General features: G+C 65.9%; 20 protein-coding genes. 9 read left to right on the forward strand and 11 right to left on the reverse strand.

The window, feature by feature from the left end; all coding sequences use genetic code 11:
• Positions 1-136 precede the first annotated feature (136 nt).
• From AC1DCF_RS04625 to AC1DCF_RS04635, 3 genes are read left to right on the forward strand one after another with little or no spacing between them, the layout of a single operon-like run.
• Positions 137-262, forward strand: a complete 126-nt coding sequence (locus AC1DCF_RS04625; protein ID WP_477210023.1) for a hypothetical protein — start codon at positions 137-139, stop codon at positions 260-262.
• Entirely contained in the window at positions 262-1,929 is a 1,668-nt protein-coding gene (locus AC1DCF_RS04630) for a SulP family inorganic anion transporter (protein ID WP_477210024.1), read from the forward strand. Before AC1DCF_RS04625 ends, AC1DCF_RS04630 begins: the two co-directional genes overlap by 1 nt.
• Positions 1,926-2,600 (forward strand): GAP family protein, encoded by a 675-nt coding sequence (locus AC1DCF_RS04635; protein WP_477210025.1) that lies wholly within the window; start codon positions 1,926-1,928, stop codon positions 2,598-2,600. The genes AC1DCF_RS04630 and AC1DCF_RS04635 overlap by 4 nt, the downstream gene beginning before the upstream one ends.
• A gap of 63 nt (positions 2,601-2,663) precedes the next feature.
• Here AC1DCF_RS04635 and AC1DCF_RS04640 read toward each other — a convergent pair whose 3' ends face one another.
• Positions 2,664-4,052 carry a DUF1254 domain-containing protein gene (locus AC1DCF_RS04640; protein ID WP_477210026.1) on the reverse strand — a complete coding sequence of 463 codons (1,389 nt, stop codon included), beginning with the start codon at positions 4,050-4,052 and terminating at the stop codon, positions 2,664-2,666.
• Positions 4,053-4,276: 224 nt separating this feature from the next.
• On the opposite strand from AC1DCF_RS04640, the gene AC1DCF_RS04645 reads away from it, so the two are divergent.
• Positions 4,277-4,627: a hypothetical protein gene (locus AC1DCF_RS04645; RefSeq protein WP_477210027.1), complete on the forward strand. Its 351-nt coding sequence runs from the start codon at positions 4,277-4,279 to the stop codon at positions 4,625-4,627.
• A 98-nt stretch (positions 4,628-4,725) separates the two neighbouring features.
• Here AC1DCF_RS04645 and AC1DCF_RS04650 read toward each other — a convergent pair whose 3' ends face one another.
• From AC1DCF_RS04650 to AC1DCF_RS04675, 6 genes are all read right to left on the reverse strand, one after another.
• Positions 4,726-5,052: an SHOCT domain-containing protein gene (locus tag AC1DCF_RS04650; protein ID WP_477210028.1), complete on the reverse strand. Its 327-nt coding sequence runs from the start codon at positions 5,050-5,052 to the stop codon at positions 4,726-4,728.
• Between the two features lie 18 nt (positions 5,053-5,070).
• On the reverse strand, positions 5,071-5,523 hold the full coding sequence (locus tag AC1DCF_RS04655; protein ID WP_477210029.1) for a DUF6325 family protein: 453 nt from the start codon (positions 5,521-5,523) through the stop codon (positions 5,071-5,073).
• Positions 5,524-5,583: 60 nt separating this feature from the next.
• A complete protein-coding gene (locus AC1DCF_RS04660; protein WP_477210030.1) occupies positions 5,584-6,939 on the reverse strand; it encodes a DUF1254 domain-containing protein in 1,356 nt (451 codons plus the stop codon).
• Between the two features lie 42 nt (positions 6,940-6,981).
• The gene (locus AC1DCF_RS04665) at positions 6,982-7,218 is read right to left on the reverse strand and encodes a hypothetical protein (protein WP_477210031.1); all 237 of its coding nucleotides are present in this window, start codon (positions 7,216-7,218) and stop codon (positions 6,982-6,984) included.
• Positions 7,219-7,279: 61 nt separating this feature from the next.
• Positions 7,280-7,483, reverse strand: coding sequence for a hypothetical protein (locus AC1DCF_RS04670; RefSeq protein ID WP_441790638.1), 204 nt, complete (start codon positions 7,481-7,483; stop codon positions 7,280-7,282).
• A 139-nt stretch (positions 7,484-7,622) separates the two neighbouring features.
• Positions 7,623-10,289, reverse strand: coding sequence for a winged helix-turn-helix domain-containing protein (locus AC1DCF_RS04675; RefSeq protein WP_477210032.1), 2,667 nt, complete (start codon positions 10,287-10,289; stop codon positions 7,623-7,625).
• Positions 10,290-10,553: 264 nt separating this feature from the next.
• Here AC1DCF_RS04675 and AC1DCF_RS04680 point away from each other — a divergent pair, with 264 nt between their 5' ends.
• On the forward strand, positions 10,554-10,940 hold the full coding sequence (locus AC1DCF_RS04680) for an SHOCT domain-containing protein (RefSeq protein WP_477210033.1): 387 nt from the start codon (positions 10,554-10,556) through the stop codon (positions 10,938-10,940).
• 84 nt (positions 10,941-11,024) lie between these two features.
• On the opposite strand, the gene AC1DCF_RS04685 is transcribed toward AC1DCF_RS04680, so the two are convergent.
• Positions 11,025-11,774 carry an SDR family oxidoreductase gene (locus tag AC1DCF_RS04685; RefSeq protein ID WP_477210034.1) on the reverse strand — a complete coding sequence of 250 codons (750 nt, stop codon included), beginning with the start codon at positions 11,772-11,774 and terminating at the stop codon, positions 11,025-11,027.
• A 60-nt stretch (positions 11,775-11,834) separates the two neighbouring features.
• Positions 11,835-12,932, reverse strand: coding sequence for an alpha/beta hydrolase family protein (locus tag AC1DCF_RS04690; protein ID WP_477210035.1), 1,098 nt, complete (start codon positions 12,930-12,932; stop codon positions 11,835-11,837).
• 48 nt (positions 12,933-12,980) lie between these two features.
• Between AC1DCF_RS04690 and AC1DCF_RS04695 the strand changes: the two genes are divergently transcribed.
• Together AC1DCF_RS04695 and AC1DCF_RS04700 are read left to right on the forward strand one after the other, a co-directional pair.
• Entirely contained in the window at positions 12,981-13,637 is a 657-nt protein-coding gene (locus tag AC1DCF_RS04695; protein ID WP_477210036.1) for a GNAT family N-acetyltransferase, read from the forward strand.
• Positions 13,634-14,488 (forward strand): PaaX family transcriptional regulator C-terminal domain-containing protein, encoded by an 855-nt coding sequence (locus AC1DCF_RS04700; RefSeq protein ID WP_477210037.1) that lies wholly within the window; start codon positions 13,634-13,636, stop codon positions 14,486-14,488. Before AC1DCF_RS04695 ends, AC1DCF_RS04700 begins: the two co-directional genes overlap by 4 nt.
• A gap of 54 nt (positions 14,489-14,542) precedes the next feature.
• Here the strand turns inward: AC1DCF_RS04700 and AC1DCF_RS04705 are convergent, their stop codons facing one another.
• Both AC1DCF_RS04705 and AC1DCF_RS04710 read right to left on the reverse strand, forming a co-directional pair.
• Positions 14,543-16,540 (reverse strand): YhgE/Pip family protein, encoded by a 1,998-nt coding sequence (locus tag AC1DCF_RS04705; RefSeq protein WP_477210038.1) that lies wholly within the window; start codon positions 16,538-16,540, stop codon positions 14,543-14,545.
• Positions 16,537-19,392, reverse strand: coding sequence for an MMPL family transporter (locus AC1DCF_RS04710; protein ID WP_477210039.1), 2,856 nt, complete (start codon positions 19,390-19,392; stop codon positions 16,537-16,539). Before AC1DCF_RS04710 ends, AC1DCF_RS04705 begins: the two co-directional genes overlap by 4 nt.
• Before the next feature lie 136 nt (positions 19,393-19,528).
• On the opposite strand from AC1DCF_RS04710, the gene AC1DCF_RS04715 reads away from it, so the two are divergent.
• Positions 19,529-20,209, forward strand: coding sequence for a TetR/AcrR family transcriptional regulator (locus AC1DCF_RS04715; protein WP_477210040.1), 681 nt, complete (start codon positions 19,529-19,531; stop codon positions 20,207-20,209).
• Positions 20,210-20,398: 189 nt separating this feature from the next.
• A complete protein-coding gene (locus AC1DCF_RS04720) occupies positions 20,399-21,250 on the forward strand; it encodes an aggregation-promoting factor C-terminal-like domain-containing protein (RefSeq protein WP_477210041.1) in 852 nt (283 codons plus the stop codon).
• Positions 21,251-21,360: the final 110 nt, after the last annotated feature.

A 21,360-nucleotide genomic window follows, 5' to 3' on the forward strand; every position in this document is an offset into this window, starting at 1 on the left:
TCTCTGCTCGGATCGGCCGTTGCCTCACCCGCCCCGGGTGAGAGGCAGGCCCCCTGACGTCCTTTCACCCGGCCTGGGTGAGGCCGCGGGCATCTGCGCACGCGAACCTGGTCGCCGGGAGGGAATGAGTCACACCATGAGCGAAACACGTCAGGCAGCGAGCGGGCCGGCCGGAGAAACGGCACATGCTGCACCGCCGCTGAAGACGACGCTTCTGCTGGCCATCCCCGCCGTCGTCATCGACGATCCGAAGGACGCCTGATGCGCTGGAGACCTCTGGCTGGGCTGACGCCACACAACCTCGGAACCGAGGCGCTGGCCGGGGTGACGTTGCTTGCCATCGCCGTTCCCCTGAACATCGGTTACGCACAGATCGCCGGTCTCCCGGCCACCGCCGGTCTCTACGCACTCATTGTCCCGGCCATCATCTACGCCCTCGTCGTGTCGTCCCGTCAGCTCGTCGCGTCACCGGATGCCGCGGCCGCGGCCCTCGTCGCGTCGTCGCTCGGCGGACTGGCGGTCGCGGGAACTGCGTCCTACATCACCCTGGCGCTGGCGCAGGCGATCATCAGCGGCGTGATGTTCGTGCTCGCCGCGGTGTTCAAGCTCGGGTTTCTGGCCAACTTTCTGTCCAAGCCGATTCTGATCGGCTTCGTCGGCGGCCTGGCCCTCGACATCCTGGTCAGCCAGGTCGCCAAAATGCTCGGCGTGAAGATCGACAGCGGCGGCGAATTCGTCGACAAGGTCAGCGGGCTTGTGGCCGGGCTCGGAACCGTCAACGCGGCATCCGTGGCCATTTCGGTTGGTTCCGTCCTCGTGCTCGTCGTCGGCCGAAGGCTCGCACGGGCCGTGCCCTGGGCGCTGGTCGTGCTCGTCGCCGCAACGCTACTCGTGGTGCTCGCGAACCTCGAGGACTACGGCGTTGCGGTGCTCGGCCATGTCGACGCCGGGCCGCCCACCCTGACCTGGCCGGTGATCAGCTGGACGGCGTGGCTGCAATTGATCCCGTCCGCGATTGCTCTCACCCTGGTGACGATGGGTGAGGGCCTGCTCGTTTCGCGCAGCTACGGTGAGAAGCGGGGCTACCCCACGAGTCCGAATCGCGACCTGTTGGCCTTCGGGCTCTCCAACGTCGCGGCTGGCGCATCGGGCGGTTTTGCGATCGGATCGTCGACCTCCCGCACCGCCGCCATGGACCAGGCCGGGTCACGCACCCAGCTCCCGTCGGTCATCGTCGGTGTCGGCACGCTGCTGCTGATGCTCTTCGGCACGTCGCTGCTCGAGGACATCCCCTCGCCGGCGATCGGCGCGATCGTTGCCGTCGCCGTCTTCCCGCTGCTCGGAATCCCCGAATTCCGCTCGCTCTGGAAACTCGACCGATTCGAGTTCATCGTCGGTGCCTCCTGTTTTCTCGGTGCCCTCCTGCTCGGGCCGATCGCCGGAATCGTGATCGCGTTCGTGCTCTCGCTGATCAACCTCGCTCGCCGTGCCGCGAACCCGGCCGTCGACATCTTGAGCGCCAACGACTCACCCGACAGCTCGTTGCTCGCCCTCGAACCGACGGTGACGATGACCGCCCCCGGGGTGATTGTGCTGCGATTTGCCGCACCGATCTTCTTCGCGAATGTCGGCGTGCTTGAGGATGCCGCGAAGAAGGCCGTGCGGAAAGCCGGCGCCGAGAACGTCAAGCATCTGGTTTTCGACCTCGAAGCCGTCACCGACATCGACGTCACCGGCGCCGAGGGATTCGGCGAGTTGTGCGACTGGTTGAAAGAGAAATCCATCCAAATTCATTTCAGCCGGATGCGCCCCGAACTCCGCGACCGGCTCGCGCACTTCGACCTCATCGAGGGCACCACGAGTTTTGGCACAAACCGCGCCGCAATCGCAGCTTTTGCTGAACCACAACGCCACCTTGAGGAGAAATGATGCTCGCCGTCATCGGATCGATACTCCCACTCGCCCTCGGAATCGCGATCAGCCCGATCCCGATCATCGCGGCGATTCTGATGCTGCTCTCGCCGAAGGCGCGCGGCACCAGCGTCGGGTTCTTGATCGGCTGGCTTCTCGGCATCGTTGTCACGGTGACGCTGTTCACCTTGCTGTCGTCGGTGATCCCCGAGAGCAACGCGGATGCCACCCAGCCGATCAAGGGCACCATTCAGCTCATCGTGGCGGCGCTTCTGTTGCTTCTGGCGGTCAAGCAGTGGCGCAGTCGCCCGCATGGCGACGAGGAGCCGGCTCTGCCCAAGTGGATGCAGGCGATCGACGGCATGACGGCCGGCAAGGGCTTCGGTCTCGCCTTTCTGCTCTCAGCGGTCAACCCGAAGAACCTGCTGATGGGCATCGCGGCAGGAGTTGCGATCGGTGCCGGTGACCTCACTGTCGGCGAGACCTCCCTCGTCATCCTCATCTTCACGGTGCTCGCCGGCTGCACGGTCGCCATCCCGGTGATCGCCTACCTGGTGGCGGCCGACAAGATGGCCGCCCCTCTCGAGAAGCTGCGCACCTGGCTCGTGCACAACAATGCGACGGTGATGAGCATTCTGCTGCTCGTCATCGGCGTGATGATGATCGGCAAGGGCCTCGACAGTTTCTAGTGCTCGCCGTCCAGTTCTCGGGTGCGCACAAGGAGGCGACCGCCACGCCCAGAGTGGCGCCGGCTACCGCGGCGTGATGTCGCCGAGCTTCCAGCTGCGATCGAAGTAGGGCTCGAGCGGCCCGTAGAAGCGGAAGTACGAGAACCAGTGCTTGCCCGCAATCGTCTGCACCCAGTTCGCCTCGCCCGATTCGGGCCGTACCGGCCCGAAGAACACGGTGACCGAGCCGTCGGCGTTTCGCACGAGGTCCGCATCCCGCGACCCCCGGTCACCCCGCTGCTGCTCGTTGTCGATGAGGCAGCGAGTGGCGATGTCGTACACGGTGACCGACCAGAAGAGTTTCGCGGGGACATCCGCTGGAACCGTCAGAGTGTAGTTTCGCCCGCCGTCGAGCCAGTCATCCTCAGAATCCGTGTAGGCGCCCAGGTAGGCCTGGCCGGCGCCGGGCGTGCGGCTGTTCATTGCTTCCGAGAAGCTGACCGCCTCGTAGAACCACGCCGTGCGCTCCAAGAGTTCTTCGTACCCCTTCCCGCGCTGCGACGGATTGGTCAGGTTGAGCACGTGGTCCCAGTGGCGATCGGGCCAGTAGATCGATCCCGGAAACCGCTTGGCGAAGGCATTGGCCTGGGCCATCAGCTCCCCCGTGGCGCTTGCGCGCTCAAGGAGTGCGCGCATCCGTTCGTCGGGTTCAAAGGGTTTGCCCTTTTCAATGCCCAGCTGGCGCAGCATGGCGAGATAGAACCTGTCGCGTTCGTCGACGATTTCGCTCTGATAAATGCCATGCAGGCGCTCCCAGTACTCGATCCCGCCCGGCTGATCGCCGGTCCAGGTCTTGCCGTCCGGCGAGATGAGCCGGGTCGCCGGTGGATTGTGGCGCTGCGAGTACGGGTAGATCTTGACTGCGTCGACGAGCGACTGGGCGCGAACCGGATCCGGGTCAAGAGTGCGGAACCCGAAGAAGATATTGACACCTGTCGACTTCAAGACGTAGTAGCCGTCGGCGGCGGGGGCTGCTTCCCCGGGGGGAACGATGAGGTATTTTCCGCCCTGGCCCTGGTCGGGGCCCATCTCCCCCAGCGCACCGATTTCTCGCTGCCAGAAGTCTGAGACTCCCCCAGCGGTGGGTCCGGCAGGCAAGTCGATGACGAGTGCGCCCGATTCGCTCAGGTCGAAGAAGTTGAGAATATACGGAGTCGTCGCGTTGGCCGTGATGAGGCCCAACCGGTCGCGGTAGGACAGATAGTGCACGAGGTCAGACCCCGTTGCCCCGAAGACGTCGTAGTGCTGCGTCTTCCACTGTGCATACGACACGAGTGGCAGTGCCCACAGATAGGCCTGGCATGCCTGTTGAAAGTCGAGTTCGTCGAAAACGACAGAGAGATCCTCACGCCTCGGCAATTCGCCGTCGTACTGAACTCTGTCCACCAGGGTGTCGATCAACTCAACTGACATTCGCAGCACCTCCGATTACGTGCTCGTTCACCGAAGAACGAGTCGATTTCACGGTACGCAGGGCCACCTTCCCGGTTCTCACCCGATGCGGATGAATACGCGCCGAGCGTGATCAGCTCACCCGTTTCGGGTGTGCAACCGGCCGCCGATGCACCTTAAACATGGTTCACAGCCTGTCAATTCTCACGGGCCATCTGACTTCCGACGAGAACGGAATCCATACAATGACCACTCGCACCTCAACCTCCAGCAGCCAGATGGAACGCCGATCGGGCTGGTGGGGTGCATTCGCCGGCCTGATCGTCGCGGTCCTGATCGCTTTCCCGCTCTCCACGGCCTTCGCCTTCGCCACGCATCCCGCCACACAGCGCCTGTTCGGCGGCCCGCTCGAGACCGCTTCGCGCGGGGGCTATGCCGCGTTCTGGTGGCTGCTCACCCTGCTGCTGGCGGCCCTGCCCTTTCTCGTCGGATTCGGAATAGCCAAACTGTCGGCCAAGGGACTCGCCATCGCGGCCGCGGTCGTCGCCATCTTCGTGATCGCCATCGTGGTTCTCGGGCAGCTTTTCGTCTACTGATCCTCGATCCCCCGCACAAGCGGGTGAACAGCAGAACGGGCGTCGCGCGGATCTCCGCGTGACGCCCATTCTCGTGGTCCAGCCCCGAGCGGCACGACTCAGCTGAGCAGCTTGGCCTTGGCCGCCGTGAACTCCGCGTCGGAGAGCACGCCCTGGGCATGCAGGGCGGCGAGCTGCTGCAATTGGGCAATCATCGGGTCGACCGGCGGCGCTGCAGGCGGCGCGGCAGCCGGTGCTGCGGCCGCATACTGGGCCTGCTGCTGCTGCTGCGCCTGATACTGCGCTGCGTCGTACTGCTGAGCGGCCTGCTGTTGCTGGTGCCGTTCCATTCCACCGCGCACCGCCGTGGCGGTGCCGGCGATGACCGCCGTGCCGGCGGCCAGGCCGAGCAACCCCGGACGTCCAAAACGTCTGATCAGTGGCATTGTGACTCCTTCTCGCGGTTATTCGGTCAGTTCGGCGTCGGCAGATTCGGCGTCAAGCTCGGCGAGTGCCGCGTTGACCACCGGCGCCGGAATCCGATCGGTGTGAATCACGGAGCCCCCCGAGTCGGCGAGTGCCTCCGCCAACTCCCGGGCCCAGGTGTGCTCGATCACGGCCATCGCTGCAGACGTGCCCGGAGCGAGGTGTGCGGCCATCTCGAGGATGTCTTCATCGGCGGCCATACCCGACGCCTCGAGCACGAAGCCGCCCAATCCGTAGCCGTCAGCATCGTCTTCAAGCTCGGCCGAGCTGATCCCGCCCGTCTCATCGACGCTGACCACGAGCAAATCGAGCAGGCGGATGGTGCCTTCCACGACGACGGCTGCGAGCGCATCGCGCAGCTCGGGTCCTGGTCGCTCGCCGTCGAAACCGATGAGCAAGATCTCGACGGGGCCGTATGTGTATTCGGTCATGGCTAGTGAACCTCGATTCAGGATGCGGGGACGAAGGGCGAGTTGTGGGACAGGTGGATGTCAGTCAATGCGGGTGATCGGCGGAAGAGTGTAGCTCTGATCGAGCACTGCTTCGCGGGGTTCATACATGCGCAGGATCGGCCGGAATTCACCGGATGGCGACGGAAGCCAGTTGGCGGCGGCGGTCGCATCGGTGGGCCGGTCGTGGCTGATCGTCAGGGTGAGCCCCCCGTCGGCGTCGTAGACCAGCCCCGGAGTCCGATCCCCGACGGAGTACCGGTTGATCGGATTCTCGACCAGGTAGAAGTTCGGAAGCGAGTACATCGTGAGCGACCAGAAGGCGTCGACCGGCGGCAGCGTCGGCAGACGCAACTGGTAGCTGCGGCTGCCGGTCAATTGCTCGTCGTTGATGTCGACGTAGGTCATGATGTAGGCCGCCTCATACGCGTGGTTGCCCCACAAACCGGCTTTGGCCGCGGCAGCGCGTTCGATGATGCGCAACTGTGGGTCGCTGATCTTGAACTGCGGGTCATCCAGCACACCTACCTCGAAATAGTCGAGGTTGTAGTCGAAGAGGTGCAGGGTCAACATCCACCCGTTCACCTGTGGACTGGTGCCCGACCGGAGCACCGCGGTGAGCTTGTCCTCGCCGGCCTGCACGCCGGCCGCGAGTGCTTCGGCCCGATCTGCGGCCAGCTCGAGGTACGGCGAGGGACCAGCCGTGGTTATTCCGAGGTCGGCGTAGGAGTTCTGCAGGGCGACGTCGCGTGCCGGCGGCGGAAACTCCTGCGACCACAGGCGCAGCTTTTCGAGAAAGAGCAACTCGGCGGGAACACCCGCGCTGGGAGCCGGAATCCCCTCCGGAACTGCCGACCCGTCGAGCTGAGTGAGAAGGGACGCATCCTGCAGCGCATGCACGGCCGGCAGATCTTCCGCTCCGTCACAGGCCCATCGCCCGATGATCGATCCGACCCGGGTGGGGAATCGAATCAGCGTCGTGTTCGCGGGTACCTCGCCCGACCATCCGGGCGCCACCAACAGAAAATCGCCGGCGGCGGTGCCGGTGGCCCGGTGGCCGACGTAGGCGAAGTTGTCGGTCCAGGCATCGACGAATTGCATGACGTAGTAGCGTCCGGCGGTGTCGGGAACGTGAAACGCAACCGGCCCCACGCCGAGGTCGATCTGCGCGATCGAGTAGACGGTGTCGTTGTTGACCGAGACGAAATCGTCGCTGGGACCGGCCAACGCACGCGAATGGCTGAAGTGATTGAACGGAGCTGACGGCGCCGCCCCGATGCCCTCTTCGACGAATCGGGTCACCTGATCGAGATTGAAGACCAGCGGAAAGCCGTAGAGATAGGCCGCCCCGGTAGTGGCAACGACGTCAGTCTCGGCGACAAGTTCGGTCTCAGACATTTGTCCCCCTCACACCGCCCACGGTTGGTCACGAGCGGTCACTCAAGCGTCGCCCTCCACCGAGACCAGGTCATCGCCCGATGCGGGTGAAGCGCCAAGCAGCGGCTGCACGTTCGCGCCCAGCAAGGCGAGGGCGACCCCGCTGGCGAAGATGATGATCGCGTATTTCGTGAGGCGCGCGGCAAGTGCGATGAGCTTGGGCTTCAGGCCGGGCATCCGGCGGGCGAGCGCATTCACGCCCTTTTTCGCGAAGTGGGCGAGGATGAACGCGGCAACCAAGACAAGAAGCGCGAGGACGGCGTTCCAGTGATCGACCCCGAGTTGAACAGACTGTCGAGATTCACGGTTGCGTGCGAACTTCGGTGATGTCGATGCCGAGGTCTGCGATGCGGGCGAGAATTCCGTGAAGTTCAGATTGGTCCCGGATGTCGCCGGTCAGCAGCGTGCTCGTCGGGGACAGTTCGACGGCACGCAACTCGGAGAATGCCGCGCGGATGGTCTCAGAGAGTGCGCATGCGATTCGAATCTCGTATCGGGTGGACATCTGTCTCCAGTGACTGAGGTTGATCCTTCAGTGCAACTGTGCGCCGCCGAGCATCTCACGACCTCGCCTGATCCGGGCGAGTTTCGCGCCGAACCGAACTCCGCTGGCGCGCCAGCACGCGCCCAACACGCGTTCGGGGCTAGAGCAGGCCGTGTGCCTCCGCTTGTTCGACGGCCTCCGCTCGGCCGCTCACCCCGAGCTTCTGATAGATCGAGCGCATATGGGTTTTGATCGTATTCGGGCTGAGCTGCTGCTTCGCCGCAATCTCGCCCACGCTTTGGTGACGTGGGAGTTCACGCAGAATCTCCCGTTCCTTGGGCGTGAAGTAGGCCGCATCCGGTGACCGCGGCTGACTGGGCGGGGCGAGGAACCCCGCCGCCTCGATGATCGACCGGGCGAATTCGTCATGCGAGCCGAGCCTGCCGATGCGGGATTCGACGAGGCGAACTCCGCGCTGCTCTTCAGCGACAAACGGCCGGCGGGCCTGCATCAGCTCGGCGCATTCCAGGGCCTTCACCACGAGGGAGTCGGCGCGAGTCGAGCGCCCGGACAGCTCGGCCCAATCGGCCAAGAGAATCCACCCGTGCACCGGCGTCGTGCCGTTCCAAATCTGGCGCGAGGAATCGAGGGCGTCTTCGAGGGTCACCTCGACCCTCGATTGCCGACCGGCCGACGAGTTGTACTGCGCCACGGCGAGCGCGGATTCGAGCGACGCGTCGCCCAATTCGGCCGTGACGAGGTCGACCGCCAGCCTCGCCTGGTGCCGGTCATGAAGGTGGAGCATGGCCGCGACGTAACGAAACGAGCACAGGGCGAGTGTGCTGGGGTGAGAGTGGGAATAGGCCTTGAGCAAGCGGTCGAGGTCGTCGACAGTGGTGCGCGGATGCTCTCTGGTGTCGAGCTGATGGAGAAAACGAAGCGCCCGGGCAGGAATCATCACACCGGGCGCGAGGTCGAGCGGAAGCGCAGCGATGAGATCATCGAGCTGAGCCTCAACCTGACCGGAATCGAGACGCTCGAATTCGCGTGCAGACACCGCGAACTGAACGTGGGCCCCCACGAGATTCGTCGGTTGGCCGTCCGCACCGGCCAACGTGGCCATCTCCTCATGCAACGAGTCGCTCTCCGGCCATCGCCCCTGCCGAGAGGCAACCGTGGCGGCGGCCTCGAGCAGAATCAAGTGAAGCCAGGGATGCGACGAGAACCGGGAGCTTTCGACGGCGTCGTGCAGAACGCCCAGCGCCCCGTCAAGGTCGCCCTCCGCCTCGAAGAATGCGGCGTGGGCGAGGCGAGAAAACAGCACAGCGTCAGACGCGAGGCCTCCCCGTGCTTCCGAGGAATCGTCGTCGCGCGAAACCTCGACTTCGATCTGCTTCACACGACTTTTCAGCCCGGCCAACTCCGAGGCCTGGGCGCGCAGCACGGTGAGCGTCGCCGCGATGAGCCGGATGTCGACGGGGACTGCCTCGATACCGGGGGCCGCGGCAGCGAGATGGTGATCGACCCGCACCTCGTCGGGAAAGTACGGCGCAGAGACCAGCGCGTTCAGAACATGGGTCGTCGGCGAGTGGAGACGCGCACGGTCAAGCGCTCCGAGAACGCGCACGACCAGCTCGGCCTGGCCGTCGAACACCAGCTGCACGCCGGCGTCGTCGAGAGCAGCGAGCAAATCGACGGGGTGATCGGAGCGGAGACCGAGTTCGAGCGCCAGATCGGCGCGGCCGTGACGGCAATACCACTCGGATGCGGCAGAAACACTGCGTGTGAAAACGCCGAAGTCCCGGCGGCGCAGCTCGGCTCGCAGATAGCTGAGCAGCGTGGGGTGATAGGTGTAGATGCTCTCGCCATCGTCTCGACGACTGATCAGCGACGTGTGGATCTCAAGTTGGTCCAGGATGTCACCGGCGTCGTCATGCCCGGTCAGAAACACCGCGAAGGGCAGAGTGATCGAGTCAACGACCGAAGTCATCAGCAGAAATTCGCGATCGCCCGGGGTGAGCTGGTCAAGCACCTCGCTCACGAGATAGTCGGCGATGGCGCGGTGGTCGCCGCTGAAATTGCGGGGAAGCCGCTGCGACGGCTCAGCCCCGCGCATCCAGCCGGCCAACAGGGCCAGGGCCGCGGCCCACCCGCCGGTGCGTGCGCAGGCGGCGTCGAGGTCGACCTCCTCGAGCGCTCCGCTGTGCACGGTGAGGAACTCCCGCGCTTCCTCCCTGGTGAACGCGAGGTCGTGCGAACGGTACTCGACGGAGTCAGGCATCAGACCGCGCCGGGCCAGTGTCGATGGCGGGTAGCGACCGGCGAGCACGATGCGGACCGACGGTAGCTTCTGCTGAATGACGCTGAGCAGCCACGCGCTGTCGGTATGGCTCTTCAGCTGGTGAAGGTCGTCGAAGATCACGGTGAGCGGGCCGTCGCCGCGGAGGGCGAGGTCGACCGGCCGGTCATCCGCTTGCTCGATCATCTCCGTCGGGGTGTCACTTCGCGCCATGTCCGGTGGGTCGACGAGTGCCCTGCCCAGTTCACCACGCCGCACTGCCTCGCCGACCAGGGCAGCCAAGGCCGGACGGGGCCCGTCGCCAGCGGTGAGACCCACCCACGCGACGGTTTCTCCGGCGGCCTGAAGGTGATCAGCCCAGAGTGAGAGCAACGTGGTTTTTCCGGCTCCGGCCGACGCCCAGATCTCTGTGACAACCGAGCGGTCAGGCGACAGAGTGAGTCGCGGACGGACCTGCGCGAGGTGCGGCGGCCGGGGCACGGCAAGCACGATCGCCTCGTTTCCCCAGTAAGGCCGAGTGGTGGTCACTGCTCCTCCAAAGAGAACGTCCGCGTCAGTATCGCCCGTCAGTACCACCATGAAATAGCCCCCCTATTTACCCTGATAGTAGCCAGCAGAGGTGTCGCGTCAACCCCTCTCTCACCAATAACAGGTGAGATGTCCTCCGAAAATCGGACCTGCTCCGGCGATTGCCCCGCCAGAAGTCACCCGTGATGGATGAGGCGTCGCATTTGCGCGCACGACAACCTGAAGCCATCCACTCGGGATTTATCACAATTGAAAGGACTCATCATGAGTTTCTGGGACAGCTTCTGGAACATTATGTGGATCTTCTTCTGGAGCTTCGCTTTCATTGCCTACCTGATGGCTCTTTTCGCCGTCATCTCCGACCTGTTCCGCGATCACAAGCTGAACGGGTGGCTGAAGGCGCTCTGGATCATTTTTCTGATCTTCGTTCCGTTCCTCACGGTGCTCGTCTACGTGATAGCCCGCGCACCTGGGATGAACGAACGCGCCGAACAGCGGGCACGAGCGTCCCAGGCTGCCACCGACACGTACATCCGCGACGTCGCCAGCTCCAGTTCCGCCGATGAGATCGCCAAGGCCAAGGCCCTGCTCGACAACGGCTCCATCACCCCCGAGGAGTACGCCGCCCTCAAAACGCGTGCGATGAGCTAACTGGTGGGTTGACACTGCCCGGGTGCTCGCGGCTCGCCAACGCTTCGGCGCTGGCGAGCCGCGCCGCTGCTACCGTACTTCTGCTTAGAGCGGCCGCGGCGCCCGGTTCGCCAGGTAGTCAGAGAACGAGATCCGACCGGTCGGCGGACCGTCGACGAGGGCGTTGCCCGCCGCAAATCCGGCATAGGTTCGACCCGGCAGCACGAGTGGAACGATCGGCCGGTTCACCCCGGAGGCACGAACCCAGACACGGGCAAAGTCGGTGCCGCGGCGTTGCTCGGGGCCGGCAATGTCGGCAACCCGGCCGGCTGGTTCGCCGAGCGTCAGTTCGACCAGTCGCGCCGCCACCTCCGAAGTGTCGATCGGCTGAAGCCGAAACCTCGGGGCGACGACGACCGGCGCGCGATGCTGCGCCGAGAAGATCCGGTCGAGCAGCGGGTGAAACTGGGTCGATCTCAGAACCGTGTGCGGCACGCCGGAATCCAGCAGGAGCCGTTCGATCGTCACTTTGTCGCGATAGTAGGGCAGCGGAATTCGGTCGACACCCACGATTGAGATCAGCACCAGATGTGCGATCCCGGCCTGCCGGGCCGCGACGAAGAGATTTCGCGCGGCGTCGACATCCGTTTTGTTGAGTGCCGTGGCGAGATGAACGACGGTGTGGGCACCCTCCAGCGCCTCGCGCAGGCCGACATCGGCGACCAGATCACCGGTCGTGAGCCCTGGTGCGGCGCGGCGGCTGAGCACGCGCACCCATTGGCCGGCAGCGCGAAGTGCGGCAACCGTGGGGACGCCGAGGGTGCCGGTGCCGCCGGTGACCAGGATCGCCGTCATGGAGTTTCCCTTCCGCCGCCACTTTCTCACAGACTGCGAGAACCTGCCACGGTGATCCCGCTACTCCCCGCGGAGGGACTCGAGGAAGGTGCGCTGGGCGTCGAGATAACCGGGTGCGAAGATCGCTCGCGGATTGAAGGTCGCCACGACGAGCGCGGCGAAGTCATTGTCTTCGATGTCGCTCGTGGCCAGGGTGTGATTCGCGTCCGGGAAAGTGACCGTCGTGAGGTGATCGACCAGAAGGGCGCGGTACGTCGACTCTGTCTCCGCGATGTCGACGTTCCTGTCGTTCTCGCCCAGAAGCAGGAGCACCGGGATTCCCTCCTCACCGAGCCGCGTGAGATCGAGGGTGGCATCGGCCCTGAAGTTGCGCGAAACGAAGCCCCACCGCCGTCGATCCATCCTGTCCGGTTCTCCCTCGGTGAGCGCGGCATACTCGGCGTAGTCGGCACCGCGTTCGAGCAATGCCAGGGTGCTGTCGCTTCGCCCGATTGCCTCGACGCGTGCTCCTCGGCTCGCACCCGTGTGATCGAGTTCGGCGAGCAGATTGAATCGCCCTTGGCGGAGCCAATTGATCGCGGGAGAAACCGCGATGGCAAAGGAGATGTCTGGGGTGATCGCCGTGACCGCCGGCGCGACCCACCCGCCTTGGCTCGCTGACCAGAGACCGACCAGCGACGGGTCGATCTCCGGCTGCTCCCTGGCCCAGGCGATTGCGTCCTTCGCCTCCGTGGCGCGGTCGGCAAGAGACTGGCTCAGCCAGTCGCCGCTGGACCCGCCGATGCCCGGCTTGCTCCACGAGAGTGACGCGTAGCCAGCGGCGGCGTTCGATTCCCAGATCGGTCGATAGAAGCCGTCGCTTGTCGCGTCAACCGGGCCGTCGCCGTGCAGGAACACGACAAGCCCAACGGGGCCAGCCGCTCCGCGCGGGAGCGCGAGGATTCCCTGACGCTCGCCATCACTGGTCGGAATCGTGACCGCGCGCTCATCGATGTCGAATGAGTTTCCTGCGATCACGGTTGTCACCCCGATTACCGCGAGCACGGCCAGGGTGAGGAGTCCGGCGAGCAGTCGCCTCCTCCCCGATCGTCGCCGCGCCGGTCGGTGCCATTTCGATCGTGGCCGCGAACCCGTCGCCGTGCTGGCATTCTTCTGCATTTACTATCTTTTCCCGTACGGTCGTTGGAGTAACGATAGACTATCGATATGAGCGCTGAACGCAACCGGCATCACTATTCCGAGGGGCCTGTGAGTATCCGGCGATCCGTGCCGCCCGGCTCCGAGGAGCAGGTCGCCGCCCTGTACTGGGAGGCCTTCGCGGCCAAGCTCGGTCCCGGGCTGGCGCCGGCGGAGCAAGCCCGCGCCTTTCTCGCCCGCACTCTCGTCGCCGACCGATTCCTCTGCGCAGTGGCCGGCGGCACCGTCGTCGGGGCGCTGGGATTTCATCTCGCCGGTCGTGCCGCCCTCGACGCCAAGCTCGGCGACCTTGCTCGTTTCTACTCGAAGTGGAGTGCCCCGTGGCGGGCGCTCGCGCTTCTTCCACTGCACCGCTCGCCGGGGGCCGGCGAACTGCTGCTCGACGGGCTGGCCGTCCGCTCCGACGCGCGGGGGCATGGGATTGGAACCCGTCTGCTCGCTGAGGCAGAATCCCTTGCGGCGGATCACCGTTTGGCGACCATCCGGCTCAGCGTCGTCGACACGAATCCACGTGCGCAGCGCCTCTACGAGCGTGCGGGGTACGTTGCGACGGAGAACCATCGGCTTCCCATCCTTGGAGCGTTTTATGGTTTCTCGAGCGCGACCGAGATGGTGCGACAGGTCGCCGCCGCCACGGACAGCGTCGAGAAAGCGGCCACCCCGTGACGCACACCGGCATCGCCCCTCGCGCGCTGATCGAGGCCTTGATCCGAGCGGATGGCAGTGCGCCGCTCGGGCAGATTTACGACGTCGGGCGTCTCCTCGGCCTCGACGACCAGCGTGTGCGCCTCGCCGTGCGCCGGATGATTGCCGAAGGAAACTACCTGCAGCACGGCCGCGGTCGCCAGGGAACCCTGCAGCAAACGACGGGGCGTGCGCGAAACGAACGCCAGGACGAGTCATTTGTGAGATTCGCCTATGCCCAGGATTCCGGGCGGGCCGACTGGGACGGCAACTGGCATCTCCTCTCCTTCTCGATTCCGGAGAAGCAGCGCGCGGCACGGGACGCCCTGCGGGTGGCAGCGCTGCGATTCGGCGGAGCCGCCGTACATGGCGGACTGTACGTCAGCGCCCACCCGTGGGAACGCCTGCTGGAGCCAGACATCGACAGACTTGAGGTGGGAGACAGCGTGCTGTTTGCCACCTCCCGCGACCTCCGGACCGCCTCGATCTCGGATCCCGTGGTTCTCGCCGCGCAGTTCTGGCCGTTGCCTGCTCTCGCGCGGCGCTATCAGGAGCTCTCGGACCGCTGCGACGAACTTGCCAATCGACTGCATCTGCTCACGGAATCACCAGAGAGTCACGAATCAACGGTCGAGCTGTTGAGTATCGCCCTGCGACTTGCCGCAGCATTCGACGCGGCCTTGCGTGACGATCCGCTGCTGCCCCCCGAGCTGTTGCCTCCCACCTGGCCGGCACCGGTGGCCAGGGCACGGTTCCGCGAACTGTGGGGGCGCATCGATTCCGCGCTCGAACGCCACGAGATCAGTCTCTTCGCCGGCTACGTCTTTTCGTGACGCCTCGTGCCTCCGGGCGGCGGCTACCGCAGTAGCCCGCCGCCGCAGCCCCGCCTAGGCGGTTGCGGGCACCAACTGCCGCGCCGTCACCATGCGCCTGCGTGCAATCGCGAAGGTGGTCACGCCGAGCGCCCCGAGCGTCCAGAGCACGAGTCCGACGACGGCCCCGCCGGCGGATTGTGAGGTGACACTGGCCTGCAGGGCGGCGATTGCCGGCTGCACGGGCAAGAACGTCATCACGCTGTCGAGCGCGGCCGGCGCCGTCGCGATAATGCTGGTGCCGATCAAGACGAGGGCCACGATCATCGAGACGAATCGGCCTGCGCCGCCGAACAGGGCGTTCAACGCCTGGTTCGTCGCCGCGAATGCCGCCCCGATCAGCACCGCAATACCCGTGAAGGCAAACCAGCCGCTGAGATCGAGGTCGACCATCTTCACGAGGAGGGCCGTCACCAGGAGTCCCTGCACCACGCCGACAAGCGCGGCGGGTAGCCAGGCCTTCACGGCGAGGGCGAGCGACGACTTGGTCGACCCGAGCACATCGGCAGGAACAGCGCGCAAGACGATCAAGCTGGCCAGAGCGCCGAGCCAGAGGGCCAGCACGGCGTAGAACGGCACACCCGTCGTTCCGAAGCTGAGCCCACCGGTGTTATCGGTGACCACGGGCTGGGCGACGACTTCGGCCAGGTTTGACTGGTCGCTCTCCGAATAGTGCGGAAGCTGATCGACCGCGGTGGTGAGCCCGGTGGCAAGCGAGCCGGCCCCGGTCGTGATGCTGGCCGTGCCGTCAGACACTCCCCGCACCCCGGTGGCGAACGAGCTCACGCCGTCGGACAGGGAGCTGGCGCCGCCACTGACGGCTTCTCCCGCTGTGGCGAGGGCGCCGGCACCGGATGCCGACTGGCCGATTCCGTTGGCGAGCGCCGGCATCCCAGCGGCGAACTGCGCCATACCGCCGGCGACCTGATCCGCCGCGCCCGACAACTCGGTGGACGACGACACGGCGTCCAAGGTTCCTGCTGCGGTTCCGACGACCGTCGCGATGGCGCCGATCTGCGTCTGCACCGATTGGCAGAGTGCGGGGTCGGCGACCGGAGGGGTGCAGACTTCGGCGGCAATCCCGCCCAGGGCAGTGAGCTGCCCCTGAAGTGCCCTCGCCTGCCCGGCAAGGGTGTCATTGACCTGTCCGATACCGCCGGCGATTCCCTGCGCCCCCGCCGCGAGCTGCGCGCTCTGGGCCGGGAGGTTTGCGGTCCCCTGCTGCAGGGCGGTGAGTCCGCCCGACAGCTGAGTGAGTCCGCCCGAGAGTTGGGACATCCCGTCCGCCAGGCCAGAGGCCCCGCTTGAGAGTTCGTCACTGCCGTCTGCGAGCTTCGCCGTTCCGTCGGCGAGGGTCCCGAGCCCTGTGGCCAGCGAGCCGGCACCGGTGGCCGCCTTCCCGAGCTGGTCGCCGAGCGTGTTGAAGCCGACGTAGATGTTCGTGAGGTAGCTCGTCGTCAGCTGGTTGCCGACCAGGCCGGCGGCGGCGGTCGTAATCACCTGGCTGATGGCGTCGTCGACCAGACGGCTCTTGTCGCTGGTCGCGACGTCGATGACCGCCTGCGTCGCAGCTGCCGGGGCTCCCGAGAACGAGGTGGCCGAGGCCGAGAAGTTCTCGGGGATGGTGACAACCGCGGTGAACCGACCGCTGGCCAGCCCGCTCGCCGCGTCGTCGGCATCCGTGATCACCCAGTTGTAGTTGAACGAGCTGTCGCTCTCGCTGTTGTTGCCACTCGTCGACGAGGAAGCTGCGTTCGCGTTCGAGTCGACGCCGCCGACGAGGCCGGCGGAGAGCTGCCGGCCGAGCGGCACGATCTGTCCGTCGATGGTGACCGGCGCGTCGTTGTTCACGATCGCGGCGTTGACCTGGTGGAGGCGGTCGGCGGGGTTCCAGAGCGACCAGATCAGAATTCCGGCGACAACGAGGGGCACCAGGATGATGCCCAGGATCGACAGAGCGCTTACCCGACCGGTAGACCGGGACAGGCGGAGTCGGGCGAGCGGAGTGCTCATGCGGTGACCTCGAGTTCGTGCGTCAGTGACAGGCGGGAGAGTTCGACGAGTTCGGCCGTGTCTGCGCCGGGAACGGCGTCGGCGACCGACTCGGGAGAGGACGTGCCGACGATGAGGGCCAGCGTGCGATCGGCCTGGCTGGCCGCCACCCCGGCGCCGGTCAAGCGCTCGGCAATCGTGCGGCGGGTGAGCGGGTCGATGACCCGGTCAAGGCCGTCAAGCACCACGATCAGCGGCTTCTCGGCCAGGGCCTTGCTCACCGCCCGCGCGGGGTCTGACGCGTCGCCGAGCGACACGAACGCGACGCGCGACCGAACGGATGCGGCGCGCACCGGCAAGACGAACCCCGCGACTTTGAGACGGCCGGCATCGGCCTCCATCCGGCCCGACACCGTGAGGAGCAGTGCGGTCACCGCGGCCTCGCGCTCACCGGCGACGATCAGCGCGCCATTTTCCGGCAGGTCGAAAGCCACCTCGTGAAAGAGCAGGTCGTCGCCGGCGGCGAGCCGGAGGCCCTCGGCGTTGGCGATGTCGCGGGATCCGGCAGCCGGCCAGTCGCGCAGGGCGATCTCCTTCTGCAGGCCGTCACCCTCGACGTCGAAGGAGGGCAGTGCACGATCGAGCCACTTCGGCATCCACCAGGCCTTGTCGCCGAGCAACTGGAGCACGGCGGGAACCAGCGTCATCCGCACGATGAAGGCGTCGATGAACACGCCGACGGCGAGGCCGAGCGCAATGGGCTTCAAGTTGGCGTCACCCTCAGGCACGAAGGCGGCGAAGACCGCGAACATGATGATCGCCGCCGCGGTGACGACCTTCGCCGAACCGATGAACCCGGTCTCGATCGACTGGCGCGCCTTGCCGGTATGCACGTAGTCCTCGCGCATCCGGGCCACGAGGAAGACCTCGTAGTCCATCGCGAGGCCGAACAGCACGCCCATCAGGATGATCGGCATGAAGCTGATCACCGGCCCGGTTTGCGTCACGTTGAGGGCGCCGGCGAACCAGCCGTCGTTGAAGACGAGGGCTACCACCCCGAATGACGCCGTGACGCTCAGGAGGTAGCCGAGCGTCGCCTTGATCGGCACCGCGACGGAGCGGAACACCATCGTGAGCAGCACCAGGGACAGACCGACGACGATCAGGCCGAATGGCAGCAGCGCCCCCCCGAGCTTGTCTGAGACGTCAATGCCGACGGCGGTGAAGCCGGTGACGGCGATGCTGATGCCGTACTTCTCTTCAAAATGGTCGTGCAGCGACCTGATTTCGGTGACGAGTGCCTTCGTCGACTCGGAGTCGGGGCTGCCGGTCGGGATCACCTGCACGATTCCCGTGTCGGCCGTCTCGTTCGGGGTCGCCAGCGGCACCGCAGCCACCCCGGGAAGGTCGGCGAGTTCGGCGCCCAGGTCGTTCATCAATCCGACCGGGTCGGTGCTCGACACGATGCTGCCGGTCACGATGAGCGGTCCGTTGAATCCGGCGCCGAAATGCTCGGAGACCAGGTCGTAGGTGACCCGTGCTTGGTTGTCTTCCGGCAGGGCCCCGGCATCCGGCAGTGCCAGTCGGAGACTGAGGGCCGGAAGCGAGAGGATGCCGAGGACCGCGACGACGGCGATCACGGTGGCGATCGGGAACCGGGTGACGGCCCTCACCCAGCCCCGGAAGAAACGCTGCGCCCCGGTGAGTGCGGCCTTCTGGTGGCCGGACTTCTGATGGTCGGTGATCGACACGGGCGCATCGGAGCGGTCCGCGCCGGGCGCATGGCCGGCGCTGTCGGCGGATGCCGCGGCCGAGGCCGCTGCCGCGCGTGCCTTCTTGTTCGTGCGGGGCTTCGGGCGCAACCGGTCTCCAGCGAAGCCGAGCAGCGCCGGGATCAGGGTGAGCGAGATCAGCACGGCGACCAAGACGCCGACGGCGGCGGCGATGCCCATCGTGGACAGGAACGGGATGCCGGCCACGCTCAGGCCGACGAGCGCGATCATCACGGTCAAGCCGGCGAAGATCACCGCGGAGCCGGCCGTCGCGACGGCGCGGGCCGCCGATTCTTCGGGCGAGAGCCCGTCTCTCAGCTGGTCTTGATGCCTCGAGATGATGAAGAGGGCATAGTCGATCCCGACCGCGAGACCGAGCATGAGCGAAAGCATCGGGGTGGTCGAGGTGATCGGCCCGAATGCCGTCGCAGCAAAGATGAGCGCGACCGAGATGCCCACACCGAGCAGGGCCGTGGCCAGCGGCATTCCCGCGGCCAGGAACGAGCCGAAGGTGAGAATGAGCACGATGAGCGCGACACCGACGCCGACAAGTTCGACCAGGCTCAGGGCCGGCATCGCCTGAGAGAACAGCTGGCCGCCGAGCGAGGTCTGTGACCCGGGAGGCAGGGCGCCCTCCAGGGTTTTCGTCTCGGTTTCCAACGCCTCGAGTGTCGCCGGTGTGATCTCTGAAGCCGCGCCGTCGAGTTGCACACTGATCAAGGCGGCCGAGCCGTCAGAGCTGATGGCGTCGGCAACGTGCTCGGAGAAGGGCGAGATGGTCTGGGCCACCTGGTCGAGGTCGTCGAGGGCCGAGACGGCGTCGTTGATCGCGTTGGTCACCGCCGGATCATTGACGGTGCTACCGGATGGCGCGACAACGATGATCTGGGCGCCGGCGCCGCTGACCTGCGGAAAAGTGGTGGCCAGGGTGTCCAGGGCCTCTTGCGACTCGGTGCCGGGGATCGAGATCGCGTTGTCGAGTCCCTTGTTGAAGAGAGCGGCCCCGCCGCCAACAAGGGCGAGAATCAGAAGCCAGGCGCCGAGCACCTTCCACCGGGACCGAAACGCCATGCGGCCCAGCGAATACAGCAGTGACGACACGCGGTCTCCCAAAGTGTGGTGAAGAAGGATGCGTGCATCAACGGTGCGCACGCTCAGCAAATACAGCGACGTATCCGATACACAAATGTATCCAATACACTGGTGTATCGCAATCGACTCTCAGTAAGGTGTCAGGATGCAGCAGGATCACCTCCCCGACGGCACTCCCGGCGAGAGCTCCCGCCGAAAAAAGACGCGCGAGAAGCTTCTTCAGGCCGCCTACGAGGTGTTCGCCGAGACCGGCGTGCACGCGGCATCCGTCGAAATGATCACCGAACGCGCCGGCTTCACCCGGGGCGCGTTCTACTCGAACTTCGACAGCAAAGAGGAGCTCTTCTTCGCGCTGGCCGAGCGGGAGATGCTCGAACGCTTCGCCAAGCTGCAGCAGGGCATCGAGTCGATCCTGCCCGGCATCGACGCCTCGCAGAGCATCGAGATCCTCACGATTGAAAAGGTCGTCGCCGACTTTCTCGCCCTGCAGATGGACGACCGGCGCTGGACGCTCATGCAGTCAGAGTTTCGGCTGAACGCCATGCGCGACGCCGAGCAGGCCCCCCGTTACCTGGAGTTCGAACGCGACTTCCGCGAGCGGCTCGCCTCCCGGCTCGATGACGCCCTCGCGAGCGTCGGGCTGAAATTCTCAATGAATTCCTCCGACGCGACCCGCATGATCATCGAACTCTGCGAGTCGGCCATGCAGGAAGCGATTCTGTCGAACGACCCGTCGCCCAGTGTGGCCACCTCTCCCTACGCGATGCGCACACTCCCCCTTGTTCTTCGTGCGCTGACCACGCCGCTGAACGGCACGGTGGCGTAGCCCCGTCCGACACGCTCCGACTCCCGTACTTTCATGCGTGCGCATGGTTCGCACAGGAGAAAATGAGGGTTCGTCCAGAAAGCCTTCGCATACTAGAAACTTCGCCTGCGCGGCCAGATGGGACCGCGTCACATCGAATATTGGCACGGCCGGACTTGCGATTCCCGGCCACAACGCCAGCTGGAAGTTATGCAGATCACTCCCCCCGATTCCACCCGCCCCACCCTGCTCTCCCGCCTCACCGGCATCCGCCCCGGCCCCACCCTGCGACGTTCGCGCCGGGCCAAGCTCTTGATTGCGACCTCGATCGTCGCGACCGGCTTGATGGCCGGCACCGGCGTCGCCTATGCGACAACCGTGTCAAACCAGGAGAATGCCGCCGCGGCAAGCGCCCTGAAGGAGCAGCAGAAGCAGTACGACACCAAGCTTGTGCGCGCACAGACCGTCTTCCAGGCGGATTCGACGCTCAGCCACGCCAACCAGGTGCTCGCGTCGGCCCAGAACAAGGTCGACGCCACCCCGCTCGCGACCTCGGTCGCCTCACTGGCGAACTACGAGTCCCTCGACACCCCGACGGTGCTCGCCCTCGCCAAGCAGACCTCGTCGGCAGCGACGCAGACCCAGGCCGCCACGGCCGAAGCCGACCGCGTTGCCGCCGAACAGGCCGCCGCAGCCGCCGCTGAGGCGGCAGCCCAGGCCGCCGCGAAGGCCGCCGCCCTGGCCGCCGCCGGTACTCCGGATGGCGCTCGCGCCGTCGCGCGCGACATGGCCGCGTCGCAGTACGGCTGGGACGAGGGTCAGTTCAGCTGCCTCAACCAGCTCTGGCAGAAGGAGTCGGGCTGGTCGTACACCGCGTACAACGCCAACGGGGGCGCCACCGGAATTCCCCAGGCCCTGCCCGGCAGCAAGATGGCCGCGGCCGGCAGCGACTGGGAGACCAATGCGGCCACCCAGATCGCCTGGGGCCTCACCTACATCAAGAGCTCCTACGGAACCCCCTGCTCCGCGTGGGGCCACTCCCAGTCGATGAACTGGTACTAAAAACCAAACGGGCGTTCACCGAGAGTCGCCCTCACGACTGAGAGTCGCCGTTCCGACGGCGACTCTCGGCGTTAACGGCGAGTCTCGGCGACCGCCCGGGCCGGATGCGA

It is taken from the genome of Leifsonia sp. 10L418 (assembly GCF_056395445.1).

Excerpts from the sequence above, each read along its gene's own strand:
- AC1DCF_RS04625 (WP_477210023.1), top strand. The coding sequence starts at position 137 with ATGAGCGAAACACGTCAGGCAGCGAGCGGGCCGGCCGGAGAAACGGCA.
- AC1DCF_RS04630 (WP_477210024.1), top strand. The coding sequence starts at position 262 with ATGCGCTGGAGACCTCTGGCTGGGCTGACGCCACACAACCTCGGAACC.
- AC1DCF_RS04635 (WP_477210025.1), top strand. The coding sequence starts at position 1,926 with ATGATGCTCGCCGTCATCGGATCGATACTCCCACTCGCCCTCGGAATC.
- AC1DCF_RS04640 (WP_477210026.1), bottom strand. The coding sequence starts at position 4,052 with ATGTCAGTTGAGTTGATCGACACCCTGGTGGACAGAGTTCAGTACGAC.
- AC1DCF_RS04645 (WP_477210027.1), top strand. The coding sequence starts at position 4,277 with ATGACCACTCGCACCTCAACCTCCAGCAGCCAGATGGAACGCCGATCG.
- AC1DCF_RS04650 (WP_477210028.1), bottom strand. The coding sequence starts at position 5,052 with ATGCCACTGATCAGACGTTTTGGACGTCCGGGGTTGCTCGGCCTGGCC.
- AC1DCF_RS04655 (WP_477210029.1), bottom strand. The coding sequence starts at position 5,523 with ATGACCGAATACACATACGGCCCCGTCGAGATCTTGCTCATCGGTTTC.
- AC1DCF_RS04660 (WP_477210030.1), bottom strand. The coding sequence starts at position 6,939 with ATGTCTGAGACCGAACTTGTCGCCGAGACTGACGTCGTTGCCACTACC.
- AC1DCF_RS04670 (WP_441790638.1), bottom strand. The coding sequence starts at position 7,483 with ATGTCCACCCGATACGAGATTCGAATCGCATGCGCACTCTCTGAGACC.
- AC1DCF_RS04680 (WP_477210033.1), top strand. The coding sequence starts at position 10,554 with ATGAGTTTCTGGGACAGCTTCTGGAACATTATGTGGATCTTCTTCTGG.
- AC1DCF_RS04685 (WP_477210034.1), bottom strand. The coding sequence starts at position 11,774 with ATGACGGCGATCCTGGTCACCGGCGGCACCGGCACCCTCGGCGTCCCC.
- AC1DCF_RS04690 (WP_477210035.1), bottom strand. The coding sequence starts at position 12,932 with ATGCAGAAGAATGCCAGCACGGCGACGGGTTCGCGGCCACGATCGAAA.
- AC1DCF_RS04695 (WP_477210036.1), top strand. The coding sequence starts at position 12,981 with ATGAGCGCTGAACGCAACCGGCATCACTATTCCGAGGGGCCTGTGAGT.
- AC1DCF_RS04705 (WP_477210038.1), bottom strand. The coding sequence starts at position 16,540 with ATGAGCACTCCGCTCGCCCGACTCCGCCTGTCCCGGTCTACCGGTCGG.
- AC1DCF_RS04715 (WP_477210040.1), top strand. The coding sequence starts at position 19,529 with ATGCAGCAGGATCACCTCCCCGACGGCACTCCCGGCGAGAGCTCCCGC.
- AC1DCF_RS04720 (WP_477210041.1), top strand. The coding sequence starts at position 20,399 with ATGCAGATCACTCCCCCCGATTCCACCCGCCCCACCCTGCTCTCCCGC.